The sequence below is a fragment of the Haloprofundus halobius genome, from assembly GCF_020097835.1.
Taxonomy (GTDB): Archaea; Halobacteriota; Halobacteria; order Halobacteriales; family Haloferacaceae; genus Haloprofundus; species Haloprofundus halobius.
Genome location: NZ_CP083666.1, coordinates 1,606,259 through 1,623,960 on the forward strand (window position 1 = coordinate 1,606,259; position 17,702 = coordinate 1,623,960).

At 67.8% G+C, this 17,702-nt stretch carries 16 protein-coding genes; 6 read left to right on the plus strand and 10 right to left on the minus strand.

Annotated features, from left to right (window positions below):
- Positions 1-103 precede the first annotated feature (103 nt).
- The 3 genes from LAQ74_RS08415 to LAQ74_RS08425 all read left to right on the plus strand — a co-directional run bounded on the left by LAQ74_RS08415 (position 104) and on the right by LAQ74_RS08425 (position 2,822).
- Positions 104-1,570, plus strand: a complete 1,467-nt coding sequence (locus LAQ74_RS08415; RefSeq protein WP_224337094.1) for a DHH family phosphoesterase — start codon at positions 104-106, stop codon at positions 1,568-1,570.
- Between the two features lie 61 nt (positions 1,571-1,631).
- Positions 1,632-2,414 carry a CBS domain-containing protein gene (locus tag LAQ74_RS08420; protein ID WP_224337107.1) on the plus strand — a complete coding sequence of 261 codons (783 nt, stop codon included), beginning with the start codon at positions 1,632-1,634 and terminating at the stop codon, positions 2,412-2,414.
- A 138-nt stretch (positions 2,415-2,552) separates the two neighbouring features.
- Positions 2,553-2,822, plus strand: coding sequence for a DUF6199 family natural product biosynthesis protein (locus LAQ74_RS08425; protein ID WP_224337110.1), 270 nt, complete (start codon positions 2,553-2,555; stop codon positions 2,820-2,822).
- Between the two features lie 30 nt (positions 2,823-2,852).
- On the opposite strand, the gene LAQ74_RS08430 is transcribed toward LAQ74_RS08425, so the two are convergent.
- Positions 2,853-3,035, minus strand: a complete 183-nt coding sequence (locus tag LAQ74_RS08430) for a hypothetical protein (RefSeq protein WP_224337113.1) — start codon at positions 3,033-3,035, stop codon at positions 2,853-2,855.
- A gap of 121 nt (positions 3,036-3,156) precedes the next feature.
- Between LAQ74_RS08430 and LAQ74_RS08435 the strand changes: the two genes are divergently transcribed.
- Together LAQ74_RS08435 and LAQ74_RS08440 are read left to right on the plus strand one after the other, a co-directional pair.
- Positions 3,157-4,215, plus strand: coding sequence for an ABC transporter ATP-binding protein (locus tag LAQ74_RS08435; protein WP_224337115.1), 1,059 nt, complete (start codon positions 3,157-3,159; stop codon positions 4,213-4,215).
- Positions 4,212-5,030: an ABC transporter permease gene (locus LAQ74_RS08440; RefSeq protein ID WP_224337118.1), complete on the plus strand. Its 819-nt coding sequence runs from the start codon at positions 4,212-4,214 to the stop codon at positions 5,028-5,030. Before LAQ74_RS08435 ends, LAQ74_RS08440 begins: the two co-directional genes overlap by 4 nt.
- A 24-nt stretch (positions 5,031-5,054) precedes the next feature.
- Here the strand turns inward: LAQ74_RS08440 and LAQ74_RS08445 are convergent, their stop codons facing one another.
- From LAQ74_RS08445 to LAQ74_RS08465, 5 genes are all read right to left on the minus strand, one after another.
- Positions 5,055-5,288: a DUF7543 family protein gene (locus LAQ74_RS08445; protein ID WP_224337121.1), complete on the minus strand. Its 234-nt coding sequence runs from the start codon at positions 5,286-5,288 to the stop codon at positions 5,055-5,057.
- Positions 5,289-5,310: 22 nt separating this feature from the next.
- Positions 5,311-5,505: a hypothetical protein gene (locus LAQ74_RS08450; RefSeq protein ID WP_224337123.1), complete on the minus strand. Its 195-nt coding sequence runs from the start codon at positions 5,503-5,505 to the stop codon at positions 5,311-5,313.
- A gap of 403 nt (positions 5,506-5,908) precedes the next feature.
- Positions 5,909-7,030: a sodium:calcium antiporter gene (locus LAQ74_RS08455; protein ID WP_224337126.1), complete on the minus strand. Its 1,122-nt coding sequence runs from the start codon at positions 7,028-7,030 to the stop codon at positions 5,909-5,911.
- 152 nt (positions 7,031-7,182) lie between these two features.
- Positions 7,183-8,820: a hypothetical protein gene (locus LAQ74_RS08460; RefSeq protein WP_224332121.1), complete on the minus strand. Its 1,638-nt coding sequence runs from the start codon at positions 8,818-8,820 to the stop codon at positions 7,183-7,185.
- Positions 8,817-9,587, minus strand: coding sequence for an ABC transporter ATP-binding protein (locus LAQ74_RS08465; protein ID WP_224332122.1), 771 nt, complete (start codon positions 9,585-9,587; stop codon positions 8,817-8,819). The genes LAQ74_RS08460 and LAQ74_RS08465 overlap by 4 nt, the downstream gene beginning before the upstream one ends.
- Before the next feature lie 91 nt (positions 9,588-9,678).
- Here LAQ74_RS08465 and LAQ74_RS08470 point away from each other — a divergent pair, with 91 nt between their 5' ends.
- Positions 9,679-10,710 (plus strand): NAD(P)-dependent alcohol dehydrogenase, encoded by a 1,032-nt coding sequence (locus LAQ74_RS08470; RefSeq protein ID WP_224332123.1) that lies wholly within the window; start codon positions 9,679-9,681, stop codon positions 10,708-10,710.
- Between the two features lie 231 nt (positions 10,711-10,941).
- Here LAQ74_RS08470 and LAQ74_RS08475 read toward each other — a convergent pair whose 3' ends face one another.
- The 4 genes from LAQ74_RS08475 to LAQ74_RS08490 form a co-directional block, all read right to left on the minus strand.
- A complete protein-coding gene (locus LAQ74_RS08475; RefSeq protein ID WP_224332124.1) occupies positions 10,942-12,546 on the minus strand; it encodes a bacterio-opsin activator domain-containing protein in 1,605 nt (534 codons plus the stop codon).
- A 180-nt stretch (positions 12,547-12,726) separates the two neighbouring features.
- Positions 12,727-14,151 (minus strand): S8 family serine peptidase, encoded by a 1,425-nt coding sequence (locus LAQ74_RS08480; protein WP_224332125.1) that lies wholly within the window; start codon positions 14,149-14,151, stop codon positions 12,727-12,729.
- Positions 14,152-14,420: 269 nt separating this feature from the next.
- Complete coding sequence (locus LAQ74_RS08485; protein ID WP_224332126.1) at positions 14,421-15,518, minus strand: phosphotransacetylase family protein; 1,098 nt, start codon at positions 15,516-15,518, stop codon at positions 14,421-14,423.
- A gap of 25 nt (positions 15,519-15,543) precedes the next feature.
- The gene (locus LAQ74_RS08490) at positions 15,544-17,652 is read right to left on the minus strand and encodes an acetate--CoA ligase family protein (RefSeq protein WP_224332127.1); all 2,109 of its coding nucleotides are present in this window, start codon (positions 17,650-17,652) and stop codon (positions 15,544-15,546) included.
- Positions 17,653-17,702: the final 50 nt, after the last annotated feature.

The window sequence follows — 17,702 nt, forward strand, 5'->3', positions numbered from 1 at the left end:
TGTCGGATTTTCCGCTCGTTTCGCGCGACCGTGAGCGGACGCACCACTTCGTCCGCGCGCCGAGGACGGTAGGGTTTTCCCCCGAGGCGACCGAACGTCCGGTATGGTGAGGTGGCTGTTGCTCGGTTGCGGACCGGTCGGGCACGCGATGCTGGAGATGCTCTCGGAGCACCCCGGCCACGTTCGGGTGGTCACCGACGACCGAGAGCGCGTGACGTCGCTGCGCGAGGAAGGCATCCGGGCGACCCACGGTGACCCGACCGACCCGAGTAACTACCCACCGAGCGCAGACATCATCCTCGTCGTCGGCGAGGACGCCGAGTGTAACATCAAAGCCGTCGAGAGCGCGAAGCACCACTACCCGAAGGTGCAGGTCATGTCGTACGCGGGCGTCGAAGTCGACCCCGACTGCGTCGAGGACCTCAACGAGGCCGCCGACCGCGTCGTCGACGCGACGGCAGTGCTGACAGACTACGTCGTCGAGATGGTCGACCGCGAACCCGCACGCCGCCTCCGCCGACTGCTCTCGGTGCTGCGCGAGCTGGACGGTCCGCTCGCCGTCGTCACGCACGACAACCCCGACCCCGATGCCATCGCGAGCGCCATCGCCCTCTGTCGTATCGCCGGGTTCGTCGGTGTCGACGCCGACGCCTGCTACTTCGGCGAGATATCCCACCAGGAGAACCGCGCGCTGGTCAACCTGCTGGACCTCTCGATGCGAAACGTCGAGTCGCCGGCGGAACTGGACCCCTACGCGGGTATCGCGCTGGTCGACCACTCCCGCCCCGGCGTCAACGACGGGTTGGACCCCGACACGGTCGTCGACATCGTCATCGACCACCACCCGCCGCGCGCACCCGTGGAGGCGCGCTTCGTCGACCTCCGAGACGAGGTGGGCGCGACGAGCACGCTGCTCGCCGACTATCTGGAACGACTCGGCCGCGAACTCGACAGAACGGTCGCGACGGCGCTGCTGTACGGTATCCGCGTCGACACCAAGGACTTCACCCGCGAGGTGTCACAGACCGACTTCGAGGCGACGGCGTACCTGCTCGAACGCGTCGACGTCTCGGTGCTCGAACGCGTCGAGACCCCGAGCATGAGCGCGGACGTGTTCGAGACCATCGCCCGCGCCATCCGCAACCGCGAAATTCGCGGCGGTGCGCTGGCCTCCTGCGTCGGCGAGGTGAACGACCGCGACGCGCTCGCACAGGCGGCGGAGCGACTGCTCGACATGGAGGGTGTCCAGGTGTCGCTCGTTTACGGCTACAAGGACGGAACCGTCTACGTCTCCGGACGCGCACGCGGCGCGGACGTCGACCTCGGCGAGACGCTCAGAGACGCCCTCGGCCAGATCGGTAGCGCGGGCGGCCACGCCGACATGGCGGGCGCGCAACTGCCGCTGGGCATTCTCGAAGACGTCGACGACGACTCGAAGGAGTCGCTGACCGACATCGTCCGTGGCATCGTCAGCGGCCGATTCTTCGAGACGCTCGGCAGCGCGCCCTCGGTGGGCGTCGGCGACGCCGAGGAGTTGGCGCTGGAGTTTCCGCCGGACGACCGCACGTAGCCCTCGTCGCGGCGAAGCGACCGACACCACGCTTTTGCTTCCCGCTCGCGTATCGCCGCCTATGTCGGGGAACGCCACGGTGAAAGAGTACATGACGCGGGAGGTGTCGACCGTCTCACCGGACGCCACCGTCGCGGACGTCGCCCGCCGCATCATCGAGAGCGACGGCCACAACGGCTTTCCCGTCTGCAACGGCCGGAAGGTCGAGGGGTTCGTCAACGCCCGCGATATCCTGATGACCGACAACGACGCCCCCATCTTCACCGTGATGACCGACGACATCATCGTCGCGCACCCGGAGATGAAGCTCACCGACGCCGCCCGTGTCATCCTCCGGTCGGGCATCCAGAAACTCCCCGTCGTCGACGACGCGGGCAACCTCGTCGGCATCATCTCCAACACCGACGTGATTCGGAGCCAGATAGAGCGCGCGACTCCCGAGAAGGTGGGGAAACTGATGCGGACGCTCGAACAGATTCACGACGTCCCGGTCCACGAGGAACGCCGACTGGTCTCCATCTCGTCGCTCATCCCGACGCAGGCGCGCGTCTACGCCGACGAACTCGAAGGCCGCCGGTACGAACTCGAACGCGGCCTCGCCGAACCGCTCGTCGTCATCGACAACGACGGGACGCTACTTCTGGCCGACGGCCACCACCGCGTGCTCGCCGCCGTTCGCTCCGAGATGGACGAGATGGACGCGTACGTCATCGTCATCGACGACGTGGTGGAACTCGGAATGCAGCGCACCGCCGAGAAGGAGGGGCTCACCTCTATCGACGACATCGACATCGTCGACTACGCCCGCCACCCGCTCATCGAGACGACGAAACGGTTGCAGTAGTCGAGTGACGGCGGCGAATGCGACGCACGCGACGCGCCCGTTGCACCGATGCGCCCGCCGCACCGATTCGCAGTCCAATAGTCACACCGATGGGCGGTCCAACGAAACGATTATTTTCGATCGGTAGAATCTCGGTTTATGGTCCTCGGAGCCCTCGATCCGCTGGGAATCGTCGTCGGTCTCTACGCCGTCGCCGTCGGTGTACTCGGCGTCATCCGACCGCAGACGATGTTCAGGATGCGTCACCGGCTGTCGGTGACGAACGACTCGGAACTGAGCGAGACGGGCGCCCTCTGGTACCGGGTCAGCGGCGCGCTTGCGCTCCTTCTCGGCCTCTGGTTGCTGTACGACTGGGGCAACGTTGGACTGGTCGTCTCGCATTGGACGGGGTCGGCCGCTGCACCGTAGCCGACTTCGCCGTCCGGTGCGGACGACGCATCACCGACTCTTTCGTCGATTTCGCCGCTCGAAGGCGAGAATGAGCAGGCCGATGACCGCCCACGCGAGGATGGGAATCGGCCGCGACAGCGGCCACCACGAGGCGACCGGGAGCGCCGCGAGAACGACCGACACCACCGCCACGACGAGGAAGAACAGTCCGACCGTCTCGTTCGGTCTCATCGTCTCACCGTCGGCCGCCGCGAGTAAACCGTCTTCGACACGCGACCGCGGGCGACACCGAGCGTCGCCGACGAACCGCTCCCCGGCAAACGGTTAAGCCGTCGCCGTCGTCAGTTCCGGCATGGACGGCACAGGGTCCCCGCCGGCAATCTCCGTCCGGAATCTCACCAAGGTGTACGGTGACGCCGAGAGCGGCGGCGTCCGCGCCGTCTCCGACCTCTCGCTGGACGTGCAAGCGGGCACCGTCGTCGGAATTCTCGGTCCCAACGGCGCGGGGAAGACGACGGCTATCAAATGCATGTTGGGGCTCATCGTCCCGACGGCGGGCGAAGTCAGTATCCACGGCATCGACGTACACAGCGACACGCGCCGGGCGTACCGCCGCGTCGCCGCGATGCTGGAGGGCGCGCGCAACGTCTACTGGCGTCTGTCGGTCAGAGAGAACCTGGACTTCTTCGCCAGTCTCGGCGGCCAAGAGCGCGCCGAGGCCCGCCGGAGACAGGACCGCCTCTTGGAGCAACTCGGCCTCGCCGAGAAGGCGGACACCGCGGTCAACGACCTCTCGCGCGGGATGAAGCAGAAGGCGACGCTGGCGGCGACGCTCTCTCGGGGGACGGACGTGGTGTTTCTGGACGAACCGACGCTCGGTCTCGACGTGGAGAGTTCGCTCGAACTCCGCCGGGAACTGCGGCGGTTGGCCGAACGCGAGTCGATGACCATCGTCCTCAGCAGCCACGACATGGCCGTCGTCGAGGACGTCTGCGACCGCGTCGTCATCGTCGACGACGGCGGAATCGTCGCCGACGACACCGTCGAGAGCCTCATCGACCTCTTTCGGACGCAGTCGTACCGCCTCGTCCTCGGCGGCGAGGTACCGCCGACGGTTCGAGAGACGCTCGAATCGGCGTACGAGGCGACGGGGTGGGAGCGCCTCGGCGAAGGTGAGAGAATCGACCGCACGCGCGTCACCGTCTCCGTCGCCGACGGCGACCGACTGTACGACCTGCTGGGCGTCCTCCGGGAACACGGCGTCTCGCTTCGGCGCATCGACAGCGTCGACCCGGACCTCGCGGACGTGTTCTTGGGACTGACCGACCGGGGGAGAGACGAACCGGGTCGCCCGAGTCGGTCGCCGATGGCCGTCGACGCGGGCGAGCCACCCGACGGAGGCGACGCGTGAGCGAGTCGCCGAGGACGGCGGAACCGGTCGTCACGTCCGGTGTTCGGCCGTGGCTCCGACTGCTCGTCGCCATCGCTCGAAAGCAGTTCACGCTACTCGTTCGGTACCCGATAAACACCATCTCGCAACTGTTCGGGTTGTACGTCTTCTTCGCGCTCATCTTCTTTGGCGGACAGGCTGTCGGTGGTGCGGCGTTCGGCGAGTCGCTCGCCGCCATCATCGTCGGATTCTTCCTCTTTACGATGACCATCGTCGCCTACTCGGGGTTGGCGTGGGACGTGACCCGCGAGGCGCAGTGGGGGACCCTCGAACAACTGTTCATGTCGCCGTTCGGGTTCGGCCGCGTGATGGCGGCGAAAGCGGCCGTGAACGTCTGCTTTAGCCTGCTGTGGGGCGCGGTGATTCTCCTGTCGATGCTCGTGACGACCGGGCAGTCGCTCTCGGTCGACCTGTTGACCGTCGTCCCCCTCGGCGTGCTCACCATCGCCTCGGCGCTCGGCGTCGGCTTCGCCTTCGCGGGTCTCGCACTCGTCTACAAGCGCATCGAGAACCTGTTTCAGCTGATTCAGTTCGCGTTCGTCGCGCTCATCGCCGCGCCGGTGGACGCGGTTCCGGCGCTTCGACTCCTCCCTCTGGCGCAGGGGAGCGCGCTGCTGCGCGAGGCGATGACGCAGGGCACGCAACTCTGGCAGTTTTCGCTCCTCGACCTCGCCGTCTTGACGCTGACCGCCGCCGCGTACCTCGCCGTCGGCACGTACGTCTTCGGTCGGGCGAGCCGTCGGGCGCGACGACTCGGCGTGCTCGGACAGTACTGAAACCGGACGTGCGCTCGAAGACGCTCACGCCTCCGGCGCGTCGAACGCCGCCCGCCACTCGTCGACGAGCTCGAGCGCTTCCTCGCGCGTCGCGACGGAGTCGCGTCGGTACGTCCGCCCGTCCGGAGCCTGTTCAAGTCGGTCGAGGCGAACCGACCACCGACCCGCGCCGGTCTCTCGCACGCGAATCGTCGCCCATCCGTCGTCGCGCTCCCACTCGGTGAGTCGGTCCGTCGTCTCGGCGTTCGTCCAGCCCATACCCGCCGTTGGGCGCGGACGATTAAGGCGCTGTCCGACCGTTGCCGTCGGCACTCGTTCCGGAGTTCGCGCCCGAGTTGGCGTTGGCGACGGGTCCCGTCCCGCGACCGCACGCCGGACAGACCGCGTATCCGAAGCCGTCGTACTCGATGTCGTCCGCTCGTTCGGCCGCTCCGCACGCGCTACACTCGAAATACGCCACCCATTCGAATCCCATGTTCGGTCAGTAGACATGACTATCCTTAGTTAATGACCGCCTGTGACTGACTTAGAGCGTATCTACCACACCGAGAATCGGGGGACTGCGCCGCAGGAGCGTGGTGAAACGGGTACTGGGCGGTGGGTGGCCGTGAACCTACTGAAAGCGGGGAACTCGTCGACGGAGCGGGTTGGTCGGTCCGTCGGCCACGGCGCGACGAGACCCGAAACGGGGGTCGCGTGTAAAATAGTGTAAAAACGTGCGAGTGCTCGCCGATAGACTAGGGGCTCAAACACCGGTTTACATCGGCAGCGTCGCGTCTCAGGTATCCGACGGCTGCCGATGGGGTAGTGTCGATCAGGTCACAGGCCGAACCGTTCGCTCGAACGACCGATTAGCGTGGACGAACCCGCTTCGTCGTTCACGCGGCAACGATGAACGCCAACCCGAGAATCCCACTCAGATAGAGAACTAAGACGACGAGCGAGTCGAGCCCGAGTCTCGCAATCAGGTAGCGAGGTCGGAATATCAATCCGGCGAGGTACACCGCCGTGAGCAGGCCACCGAGGCAGGCGAGGTAGATGTTCGTGCTGGAGAGAGCCGGAAGGACCGCGTTCCCCGAGAGGACCGACGCGAGCAGGAAGAGCACGGGGAGAAACGCGTTTCCACCGAAGATGTCGCTGACTGCGAGTTGGTAATCGCCGAGCCGCACCGCCGCCGCCCCGGTAGAGATCTCCGGAAGCGACGTCACGGCGGCGAGCACCGTCGCTCCGAACACCGCCCCGCTCACCCCGAAGCCGTCCGCGAGCATCGAACTGCTCCGCTCGAGTGCGATACCGCCGGCGAGGGTCACTCCCGCCGCGAGGAGGAAGACAGTGAGGGTGTGAGTCGCCGTGTATCCCTCGATTTGCGTCAGTTTCTCCCGTCTCGCGACGCCTCGGGGCTCCAGTTGCGCATCCGGTGGCGTTCCCTGTCCGTGCCACGGCAGTCCCGTGCGCGCCTTCGACACGAGCCAGATGCCCCCCACCCACAGGAGGGCGATCAGCAGTTCGGGTGGCGTCACGCGCTCGAACACGAGTGTCTCCGGCAGTTGACTGCCCGCGATGACGGTGAGCAGAATCACAATCACGACAAGCCCCTCCAGGACGAGAACGAGCGACGCGGCGCGGTAGGTGAGCGTCTCGGAGTCCCCCACAACGACGTCGAGGTAGACGAGGACGACGACTTGGATAGCGACACCGCCAAGGATGTTTCCGATTGCGAGCGAGAGCGTGCCGCCGAGCGCTGCACTCGTCGTGATGACGACCTCCGGGAGATTCGTCACGATTGCCAGCAGGACGAGGCCGCCGAGTTCCTCACCGAGTCCCCACCGAACCGTGAGAATATCGGTGGTGTCCGAGAGGAGGACGCCCGCTAGATACACCGCTACCGCGGCGACGACGAACACCACCGCCGGGACGAGAAGCGTCACTATCGACTCACCCCGCTCACCGATTGGCGCGTCCTGTGCGTCCGCCCCACGTGGTGTCTCGTCTTCGCGCATCGACGTATTCGTACCTCTCGGCGCGTGATACGTGGAGCGCCGCGACGCCAGCTATCTGCCGTCCCCTCGAAACGCCGGCTATGGCGTCTGCGTTCGAGCGCCGCACGCGCGCCCGTCAGGAGCGTCTTCCCGAGCGAGTCGGAGAACGGAACTCAGAGGTGGTACCGCTCGAACGCTCGGACGGCGTACGCGCCCGAGACGGCGGCGAGCGTTCCGGCGAGTACGGCGGATGCGACGAGTCCCGCCACGAGGACGAGCGTCGGCGACAGCGAGAGGAGTGACGCGACGAACTCGCGGACGACCGCCAGCGACGCGAGCGAACCGGGGGCCGCGGCGGCGAGAAACAGCGCCGAGTAGAACGCGAACGCCGCCAGGCCGGGCATTACCGCCTCCCGGCTACGAGTGACTCGACTCGCCTCGAACTTCGGGAACGCCGACCCCGCGCCCGCCGCGAGCGCCGTCGCGCAGACGGCGAGCACGACACCCAGCGCCGCGACGGCGGCGACGACGAGCGGCGTCGCCGAACTCACCAGACTCGCGACCGCCGTCGCGACGAGAACCACCGGGACGCCGAGGAGAACGCCCGCCAGTGCACGGCCGCCGACGAACGCGCGCCCGGAGAGGGGCGTCGTGAGCGTCACCGGTAACACCGCGCCCTCGTCGCCCAGCGGGTTCAGCGTGAACGCCGCGCCCGCGGCCCACGCGAGGTAGACGACGAGCGTAACGAGCATCTCGGTCGAGATGGACTCCGCCGCGACCGTCCGCTGGAGGGGGACGATGGCGAAGAACAGCGGATAGACGACGTAGAACAGCTGTATCGGTGCGCGCCACGCCCGGCGCAGGCTCTTCTCGGCGACCGTCGCCGCCGGCCGTGAGACGAACGGGAGTCGTTCGAGATGGCCGGTCGTCGCACGCGTCGTCGCCATCGCGGACGCGGAAGTAGCGTCGTCGCCGCCCGTCTCGGGGCGAGCGGCGTCGCCGAACCAGAGCCGTTCGGTCAGCGACCGATGCAGGAACAGGAGCGCCGGCAACGAGACGGCCGTGAGCGCCACCGCGGCGACCGCACCTGTCGTCGACCCGAGCGGGAGCGAGACGTACGCGAGGTCGCCGTACCAGCCGAGCGGGGAGTCCGCCAGCGTCCGCAGCACGGTGCCGAACGCGTCGTTCCCGGAGTCCGAGAGGATGACGAGCATGTACGCACCGAACAGCAGGACGGAGACGAGCATCCGGAACCGTGCGAGCAGCGCGACCCGGGCGACCGCGAGGTGGTAACCGACGCCGACGACGACGCCTGCGAGCAGTCCGACGGCGACGGCGGCGAGCACCGCGAGCGGAACGGTGACCGCGGCGACGACGGAGCCGGCACCGACGGCGAAAGCGAGCCCCGCCACGACGACGAACGCCGAGAACGGCCCGAGGACGTTTGCTACCTCCGCCAGCGCCATCCCCGCGGCGGCGTCGCGGTGCGGGACGGCGGTCAGCAGGAGGTCGGCCGCGTCGGGACGCGCCGACGACCCGGCGGTTCGCGCCACGCCGATGAACGCGCCGAACAGAATCGGCGCGACGATAGCCGCGCGCGCGAGTTCGACCGACAGCGACTCGCCTTCGGCGACGCCGGAGCCGAAGACGTACGCCAGAAAGACGAACAGCAACGCCGGTAGGAGCGATGCGAACGCGGCGAGCGCGAAGACGGCCGCCCGCCGCGAGTCGTCGGCGACCGCCCGGGCGCGCCGACGGAGTTCGGTGCGGGCGACGATGAGCGTGCGCCTCGGGTTCGGAGCGAGCGTCATCGACGCTCCGTCGAACTGTCCGCCCGGAGTTCCGACTCGCCCGTCACGTCCAAGAACACGTCTTCGAGCGTACGCTCCTCGCCGGTCTCGGCGCGGGATTTCAGTTCCGCGGGCGCGCCTTCGGCGACGAGTCGGCCGTCCGCGAGCACGCCCACCGTATCGGCCAGTTCGTCGACGACCGGGAGGATGTGCGTCGAGAGGAAGACCGTCGTCTCCTCGGCCGCGAGCCCCGAGATGGTGTCTCTGACCGTTCGCGCCGCACGCGGGTCGAGGCCGGAGGTCGGTTCGTCGAGGAAGACGACCGCCGGGTCGTGCAGAATCGCCTGTACGATGCCGACTTTCTGTTTCATCCCCTTCGAGTACGTCGAGATGCGTTTGTCGGCGTCGGCGGCGAGGTCGAAGCGCGCGAACAGGTCGTCGATGCGGTCGGCGGCCGTCTCCGTCGGCAGGTCGCGAAGCCCGGCGACGTACGCAACCTGCTCGCGGCCCGAGAGTTCGTCGTACAGCGGCGGTTCCTCGGGAAGGTAGCCGATGTTCGGGGTGACGGCTTCGCGGTCGGTCACGGCGTGACCGGCGACGCGGGCGCTCCCACCGGACGGCCGCGAGAGCGTCGTCAGCATCCGTATCGTGCTGGTCTTGCCCGCGCCGTTGGGACCGAGAAAACCGTAGACGGTTCCGGCCGGAATCGAGAGGTCGAGTCCGGCGACGGCCGTCTCGTCGCCGTACTGTTTCCGGAGGTCGTCGGCTTCGATAGCGAAGGAGGGCATCTGTGTCCGGATATTTCGCCGACTCCGCAAAGAGCTACCGCCGTCATCGCCACCTCGCGGCATTTATCCGCTCTCCGGATGTATGTCAGATATGCGCACGGCCGTACTCTCGGAGGATCTCCAGCTACGGATCGAGGAGCGCGACCGACCCGAACCCGCCGACGACGAGGTGTTGGTCAGGGTGCGCTCGGTAGGCATCTGCGGGTCGGACGTCCACTACTACGAACACGGTCGCATCGGCGACTACGTCGTCGACTCGCCGCTGGTGCTCGGCCACGAGAGCGCCGGAGAGGTAGTCGAGGTCGGGTCGGCGGTGGACGGCCTCGACGCGGGCGACCGAGTGACGCTCGAACCGGGCGTCCCCTGCGGCCGCGACGACTGCGAGTTCTGCCGCGCGGACGAGTACAACCTCTGTCCGGACGTCCAGTTCATGGCGACGCCGCCGGACGACGGCGCGTTCGCCGAGTACGTCGCCTGGCCCGCAGAGTACGCGTATCGGCTGCCGGAGTCGGTGTCGCTGCGGGCGGGCGCGCTCGTCGAACCGCTGTCGGTCGGCATCCACGTCTGTCGGCGCGCGGGTGTCGGCCTCGGCGACGCCGTCTACATCTCCGGGTGTGGCCCCATCGGCCTGTTGGCGATGGAAGTCGCCCGCGTCGCGGGTGCGGAACCGATCGTCGCCGCCGACGTGCTCCCCTCGAAACTGGAGCGGGCGCGCGAGCGCGGCGCGATTCCGGTCGACGTCTCCGAGGAGGACCCCGTCGAGGCCGTCGAGAACGCGACGGGCGGCCGCTTCGCCGACGTGGTTATCGAAGCCTCGGGCGCGGAACCGGCCATCGGAAGCACTCTCGACGTGGTTCGTCGCGGCGGCACCGTCGTCCTCGTCGGCCTCGCCGCCGACGGCGTCGTTCCGTTCGATACCCACGACATCATCGACAACGAACTCGACCTACTGGGTTCGTTCCGCTACCGCCACACCTACCCGACGGCCATCGAACTGCTGGCGAGCGGGCAGCTCGACGTCGAGGGGCTCGTCGACTTCGAGATGGCGCTCGACGACGTCGACGCGGCCTTCCGACGCGTCCAGTCCGGAGAGACGGTGAAAGGAATGATTTCGCTCGGTTGAGGGTGCGTCGATCGAGAAGTACGGGGGTCGCGAACCGAACGGAAAACGGAGCAACGGCAACGAGGCCACGAGGGTCGAGGCGTGGCCTGTGCCGACTTCGGTACGACGGGTGTGTGCCTCCGACGAACCAAGGCTCTCGCAGGTGTCTCACCTCTGCCGGGGTCTGTGGGAAACCCGGGCGTACTAACGAACCGCCTCGTTGGGGAAAACAGCCGTCCCTAATCGATTAGGTCAGTCGTCCGACCGCGAGACGCCGTCGAAATACGCGGTGAGCAGTTTCTGTTGGCTCCGGCGGAGGTGTTCGTGGAACGTCGGCGGCGACACGTCGAGCGCGTGGGCCACCTCCTCGGCGGTGCTGCCGCGGGGCCACTCGAAGAAGCCGGCGAGAAACGCCGTCTCCAGCACCTCGCGCTGTCGCTCGGTGAGCGCGCTGTCGAGCGAGTCGCGGAACTCGACGCCGCGGCTGTTCGTCCGCTCGCGTTCGCGCTGAGCGCGCACGGCGACGTTCGGGAACCGCTCCTGCAGCGCCGTAACGACGGCGCGAACGTCGGCGACGGCGGGCAGTTCGACGGTCAGTTTCCCCTCCTCGCCGTCGGCGCGCGCGCTCCGGAGCACGCCGCCCAGATCCGCGACGACGGACGCGACGGCGTCGTCCGGCGGCGTCAGCCGGAGGATGGACTCGTCGTCGTGTTCGGCGACGACGCTCGCGTCGCCGCCCGCGTTCCGAGCGGCCGCGACGACGGCGTCGGCTCCGCCGTCATCGACGACGACGAACTCCGAGAGCGAGCCCTCGTCGCCCGTGACGACGCCCTCGACGGAGAGCGAGGCGTCCGCCGCCGCCGCGACGGTGAGAAAGAACGGGCCGGGCGTCGTCACGTCGAATTCGAGTTCGACGATCGAGTCGCTGACGAGCGCGCGGCGCTTCTCGACGGCGTTGATGGCGTAGCCGACGGTCTCGCCGAGTTCCTTCAGCACGTCGAGTTCGTCCTCGTCGAACGCCGACGAGCGGGCCGCGTACAGACAGAGCGCCCCGTAGCTCGCGTCCCGGTAGACGAGCGGCACCGCCGCCGCGGAACTGAGACCGCTCTCTGCGGCCGCCGCCCGCGGTTCGAACGTGCCGTCGCCGCCACCGTCGGCGGCGGCGACCCGGACTTTCTGCGACTCGATGGCCGCGAGCGCTATCGAGCCGTCGCCGTCTATCTCGTCGGGCGTGACGTCGTTGAGGCCCCGACCGCTCGTCCACGTCCGGTGGACGACCGACTCGCCGTCGTACCCGTGTTCGCCGATCCACGCGAAGCGGTACGGCTCCTCGCCGGCGAGGTGACCGCAGACCTCGCGCTCGATCTCCTCGCGCGTCGAGGCTCGGACGAGCGCCTCGTTGACCTCCCGGATGACCGCGTTGATTCGATTTAGCGTCTCAACGCGGCTCGCCTGCCGCTGGAGCGCTTCGATGCGACGCATCCGGCCGGTGATGTCGCGACCGATGCCCGAGATGCCGACGGGAATGCCGTCCTCGTCGTGGAGTAACGCGCCGGTGAACTCGTAGGGAATCCGCTCGCCGTCGGCGGTCAGAAACGACGCCTCCTGCTGGGCCGTTCCCTCCTCTACGACCCGGACGATGGCCTCCGAGATAGCCGCCTCGTCCTCCGGTGCGATGAAGTCCAACGGAACCATCTGTTCGATTTCGTCGTCACCGTAGCCGGTCACCTCGCGGAGTCGACTGTTCCAGCGGAGAAACCGGCCGTCGAGGTCGAACAGAAAGAACACGTCGGTGAGCGTGTCGATGGCGCTGTCGAGCAGCGCCGACGCATCTTCGTCGACACCTTGTCGCTGCATTGCTCGACGTTTCGTCGCAGATACAATAAACGACCCGCCTGTCGCGTACAGAATGATAAAACACCGGTCTCCGGCAATCGGCGGGTGTTTCGACCGCCAGACGGCCGACGTTTCGGTCGGTAGTCGGCCGCGTCCGGCTGTCTGAGCTTCGGACGTTCGGGGGCCGGCGCTGCTGACCGGCTAGACGAGCGTCGTCTCGTCGAGTGTCGCGAGGTCACCGGCCTCCGCGCGCTCGACGGCGTCGTAGGCGTCGACGAAGCCCGCGCCCGCGCTGGCCGGCTCGTAGCTCGACAGCGCGTCCTCGGCCTCGGCTTCGACCGTCGCGAGCAGTTCGCGCACAGTCGGTCGACTCCCCTGACCCTCGACGTGGGCGTCGACGACGAGCGCGGCGATGCCCGAGACGTGCGGGCAGGCCATGCTCGTCCCGCTGATGCTCGCGTAGTACAGTTCGCCGTCGTCGACGGTGGTCGCGCCCAGCGGGTCGTCCGGCGACATCGTGCTCACGATTTCGTTCCCGGGCGCGGCGACGCCGGGGCGGTAGATACCCAGCGGGCCGTCGGTCTCGCCGGACTCGTAGTACGTCTCCAGGTTCGACAGCGCCGTTTCGCGGTCGTAGTTGCTCCCGTCGTTGCGGCCGCGCGAGGAGAAGTCGGTCACCGACTTCTCGTCGTCCGTCGCCGCGACGCCGACGACGTGCGGCGCTTTCGCGTAGTCGTTCAGCGTGTCGTAGTCGGGGCCGTCGTTGCCCGCGGCGAACACCGGGAGGATGTCGGCCTCGAAGGCGTGCCACGACGCGACGTTGAGCGTCGCGTCCGGGTCGAAGTCGTCGGTGCTCGACGCGCCGTAGGAGTTCGAGACGACCTGGTACGTCGACCCGTCGCCGTTTTCGAGCATGTGGTCGAACGCCGCGGCCGCCTTCAGGATGGAGACGCCCGCGCTCGTCGAGTAGGAGGTGAGCGTCGCCTCCGGAGCCATCCCGCGGTACTGGCCGTCGCTGGCGCTGCCGTCGCCGGCGACGGTGCCCGAGCAGTGGGTCCCGTGGCCGATTTCGTCGGTGTCGAGACCGCCGACTTCGGGCCACAGCGTCTCGGTGTCGGTGAGGTCCAGCGGGTCGCCGGCCCACTGGTAGTTCGCGTCGAGGTTCGCCGCCAGATCCGGGTGGTCACCGTCGATACCGCTGTCGATGACGACGACGTGGGCGCTCGCCCCAGCGTACCCCAACTCCTGTTGGACCTCGGCCGCCCGCGTCACGTCGCGGCCGTCGTCGTTGAAGTATTCGAGGTCGCGGTTGGCCTCGACGTAGCGCACCTCGTCCCAGTCGGCGACCGTCTCTATCTGCGTTCCCGTCAGTCGGGAGTACCCGACCGGAAGCACCGAGAACGCGTGGTAGCCGTCGGTGAGGTCCAGCGAATCCAGAAGCGAGACGTCCTCGTTCGACTCGAAGACGACGAGCGCCTCCTGCAGCGCGTCGCTCGCCGTATCGAGCGTGTCGTCGACGAACGAGGTGAGCGTCCCTGCCCGCGCTGTACCCGCGAAGGGGAGCAGCGACGCAGCGCCGGTCAGTTTCAGTGCGGTCCGTCTGTCTACCGTGAAATCGTCCACCATGTTTCGAGGGAGCGTCGGAGAGAGCCGCGTCGCAGCCGGTCGATTTCGCAGACCACGATCAACGATTATGCTCCGACTCAAATGAATTTTTATTGGACGTAGAAAAGAACTCAACCTAATCTGATTAGGTTTAGAACGTGTGTCGTCCCGAACGAAACCCGGGGCCGACGACTAGGCGGGCTCACCCGAAAGAGCGCGAGAGAGTACGAACCGCGCGGTGTGGCGGACGAGGCGTCGTCACCGCGGGCGGGCACTCCGGCAGCGACGAGTTACTCGCTGCGCTCGTCGTCGCTCGCCGCCGGGACGAGCGCGTCGACGTCGGCGTGCTCGAACAGCAGTTCGCGCATCAGTTCGACCGTCTGCTCGTCGCGCGTGCGGCCACCGCGGATTATCTCCTCGGCGCGGTCGATGGCCGACAGCGTGTCGGCGTTGAGCACGAGCACCGGAACGCCCTCGGACTCGGCGCGGCCGACGACGGCCCCCGAGGGCCGATGGCCACCGGTGAGCACGAGACACTTCACGCCGGGCGCTTGGAGTGCGGCCGTCTGCACGTCGGCGCGGTCGCCGCCGGTGATGACGGCGGCGTCTTTCGTCCGGCGGAAGTACCGGAGCGCCTCGTCAGCACCCATCGCGCCGACGAGGAAGCGTTCGACGTAGGCGTCGGTCGGCGCGTCGGTGACGAGTTCCGCGCCGAGTTCGTCGGCGAGGTCGGCCACCGAGACGCCTGCGAGTTCGCGCTCGCGGGGGACGACGCCGAGCACGGGCACGCCACGGCCTTCGAGGAAGGAGACGACCTCCTTCTCCAACTCGTCGTAGGCGGCGTCGCCGACGCGGTTGAACAGCACGCCGGCGAGGCGGTATTCGCCCTCGGCGCGCACGTCGTCGACGGCGGCCAGCACGTCGTCGAGGTCGGCGGGAGTGGCGTAGTCGGCGACGAGGAGCACGTTCGCGTCGAGCAGGTCGGCGACTTCGGGGTCGGTGAGATCGACGATGCCGCCGGTCGTGTGTTTGCCGCCGCCCTCGACGAGCATCAGGTCGGCGTCCGCCGAGAGCACGTCGAAGTACTCGCGGACGATCTCGGCGAGGTCCTCGCCGCTCTCCTGGCCGCGGACGGCGCCCTGCACGAACGTCGGCGAGTAGACGATGGGCTCCATCTCGTGCATCTCGGCGTCGGTGTCGAGCAGTTCGCGCGCGAGCATCGGGTCCTCGTCGAGCGTCTTGCCCACGTTGCTCTGCAGGCGCGTCCCCTTCGGCTTCATGTAGCCGACCGAGAGGCCGCGGTCCTGCGCGAGCAGGCCGAGCGCGAGCGTCACCGCCGTCTTTCCGGTACTGTCCTGCGTCGAGGTCACCAGTAGGGTTTCAGTCATGAGTGTGTGAGGGTTTCGTGGTCGCTTATAGTTGGTCCGGGTCGATGGTCAGCCGCACGTCGACCGCCTGTACGCCGGTCTCGTCGCCCTCTTTCGGGAGCGCGACGAGCGGGTTGATGTCGAGTTCGAGGATGGCCGGGAAATCGGCCACCAACTGCGAGAGCCGCTGGATGGTCTCGACGATGGCGTCGCGGTCGACCGGGTCGCGGCCGCGCGCGCCGCGGAGCAGCGGCGCGGTCTGAATCTCGTCGGTCATCTCCTGTGCTTCGCTCTCGGAGACGGGCGCGACGCGGAACGTCGTGTCCTCCAGAATCTCGACGAAGATGCCGCCGAGACCGAACATCAGCAGCGGCCCGAACTGCGGGTCGCGGTTCATGCCGACGATGGTCTCGACGCCGTCGTCAAGGTCCACCATCTCCTGGACCTGGACGCCGAGAATCGTCGCGTCCGGCTGGTAGTTTCGCGCCCGCGTCACGAGGTCCTCGTAGGCGTCGTACACCGCCTCGTTCTCGACGCCGACTTTGACGCCGCCGATGTCGGATTTGTGGAGAATGTCGGGGCTGACGATCTTCATCACGACGTCGCCGTCGATATCGCGGGCAGCGGTGACAGCGTCGGCGGGGTCGTCGACGATGTCGCCCGCGGGCGTCGGGATGCCGTAGGCGTCCAAGAGGCTCATCGCCTCGACGCCGATTCGGGTGTCGCCGCGGTCGGCCGCTTCTTGGAGAATCGACCGGACGTGCTCGCGGTCGACGTCGAACTCGACGGGTTCGTCGTACTCGCGGCGCTGGATGTCGCGGTACTCGCCGAGAGCGTCGAGGCTCTCGACGGCGCGGGCGGGGTCGAAGTAGTTCGGGATGCCCGCCTCGCGCAGGACGCCTTCGGCGGCGTCGACGCGCTCGCCGCCCATGAAACAGGCGGCGACCGGTTTCTCGTGTTTCTCGCGGAGTTCGACAGTCGCCTCGGCGAGTTCGCCGTAGTCGAGTACTGCGGTGGGTGCCGAGAGAACGAGCGCACAGCCGACGTTCTCGTCGGCGAGCGCGACGTCGAGCGCGCCGCGGAAGCGGTCGATGTCGGCGTCGCCGACCACGTCGACCGGATTGTAGATGTTACCCTCCTCGGGGAGTCTCTCGCCGAAGGCGTCGAGCGTCTCGTCGGAGAACGTCGCCATCTCCAGGTCGGATTCGCCGACGGCGTCGGTGGCCATCACGCCGGGACCGCCCGCGTTCGTGATGACGGCGATGGACTTCTCGTCCGGCAGCGGCTGGTTGGCGAGCATCTGCGCGGCGTCGAACAGTTCCTGCGGCGACGACGCGCGCAGCACGCCCGCCTGCTCCAGTCCGGCCTCGTAGGCGCGGTCCGACCCCGCGATGGTCCCGGTGTGCGACGAGGCAGCCTGCGCACCGGCGTCGGTCTTCCCCGACTTGACGAGCAGAATCGGCGTCTCTTGGGTCACCTCGCGGGCGGTGTCGATGAACTCTCGACCCTCCTCGATGCCTTCGAGGTAGCCGATGACGACGTCGGTGTCGGGGTCGTCACCCCACTCGGCGACGAAGTCCGTCTCGTCCAAAACGGCCTTGTTACCGAGCGAGACGACGTCTTTGAAGCCGACGCCCTCGTCGTTGGCCCAGTCGAGGACGGCGGTGATGAACGCGCCCGACTGGCTCATGAACGAGAGGCCGCCTTCGAGGGCGTTGTCGGGGCCGAACGTGGCGTTCATCCCGTTCGGCGTGCTCATGATTCCGAGGCTGTTCGGTCCGACGAGGTTGATGTCGTGTTCCTCGGCGACCTCACGGAGCTCTCGCTCGCGGGCCGCGCCCTCACTACCGGTTTCGCCGAACCCGGCGGTGATGACGACGACGTTCTCCACGCCGCTCTCGCCGGCCTGGCGGACGGCGTCGACCGCGATCTGCGGCGGGACGACGACCACCGCGAGGTCGGCGTCGCTCTCGCCGACGGAGTCGACACACGAGAGTCCGAGCACCTCGTCGTAGTTGGGGTTCACCGGCACGACCTCGCCGTCGTAGTCGTCGACGAGGTTCTGCGTGATGGCGCGGCCGATGGATCCTTCACGCGCGGTCGCGCCGACGACGGCGATGCGTCCCGGCGCGAACAGTTCAGATAGCGCTCCCATCGTCTCTGTGTACCGTCTCTCGGCGCATAAGTTCGGGTGTGTGCGCCGTA

Excerpts from the sequence above, each read along its gene's own strand:
- LAQ74_RS08415 (WP_224337094.1), top strand. The coding sequence starts at position 104 with ATGGTGAGGTGGCTGTTGCTCGGTTGCGGACCGGTCGGGCACGCGATG.
- LAQ74_RS08420 (WP_224337107.1), top strand. The coding sequence starts at position 1,632 with ATGTCGGGGAACGCCACGGTGAAAGAGTACATGACGCGGGAGGTGTCG.
- LAQ74_RS08425 (WP_224337110.1), top strand. The coding sequence starts at position 2,553 with ATGGTCCTCGGAGCCCTCGATCCGCTGGGAATCGTCGTCGGTCTCTAC.
- LAQ74_RS08430 (WP_224337113.1), bottom strand. The coding sequence starts at position 3,035 with ATGAGACCGAACGAGACGGTCGGACTGTTCTTCCTCGTCGTGGCGGTG.
- LAQ74_RS08435 (WP_224337115.1), top strand. The coding sequence starts at position 3,157 with ATGGACGGCACAGGGTCCCCGCCGGCAATCTCCGTCCGGAATCTCACC.
- LAQ74_RS08445 (WP_224337121.1), bottom strand. The coding sequence starts at position 5,288 with ATGGGCTGGACGAACGCCGAGACGACGGACCGACTCACCGAGTGGGAG.
- LAQ74_RS08450 (WP_224337123.1), bottom strand. The coding sequence starts at position 5,505 with ATGGGATTCGAATGGGTGGCGTATTTCGAGTGTAGCGCGTGCGGAGCG.
- LAQ74_RS08455 (WP_224337126.1), bottom strand. The coding sequence starts at position 7,030 with ATGCGCGAAGACGAGACACCACGTGGGGCGGACGCACAGGACGCGCCA.
- LAQ74_RS08460 (WP_224332121.1), bottom strand. The coding sequence starts at position 8,820 with ATGACGCTCGCTCCGAACCCGAGGCGCACGCTCATCGTCGCCCGCACC.
- LAQ74_RS08465 (WP_224332122.1), bottom strand. The coding sequence starts at position 9,587 with ATGCCCTCCTTCGCTATCGAAGCCGACGACCTCCGGAAACAGTACGGC.
- LAQ74_RS08470 (WP_224332123.1), top strand. The coding sequence starts at position 9,679 with ATGCGCACGGCCGTACTCTCGGAGGATCTCCAGCTACGGATCGAGGAG.
- LAQ74_RS08475 (WP_224332124.1), bottom strand. The coding sequence starts at position 12,546 with ATGCAGCGACAAGGTGTCGACGAAGATGCGTCGGCGCTGCTCGACAGC.
- LAQ74_RS08480 (WP_224332125.1), bottom strand. The coding sequence starts at position 14,151 with ATGGTGGACGATTTCACGGTAGACAGACGGACCGCACTGAAACTGACC.
- LAQ74_RS08485 (WP_224332126.1), bottom strand. The coding sequence starts at position 15,518 with ATGACTGAAACCCTACTGGTGACCTCGACGCAGGACAGTACCGGAAAG.
- LAQ74_RS08490 (WP_224332127.1), bottom strand. The coding sequence starts at position 17,652 with ATGGGAGCGCTATCTGAACTGTTCGCGCCGGGACGCATCGCCGTCGTC.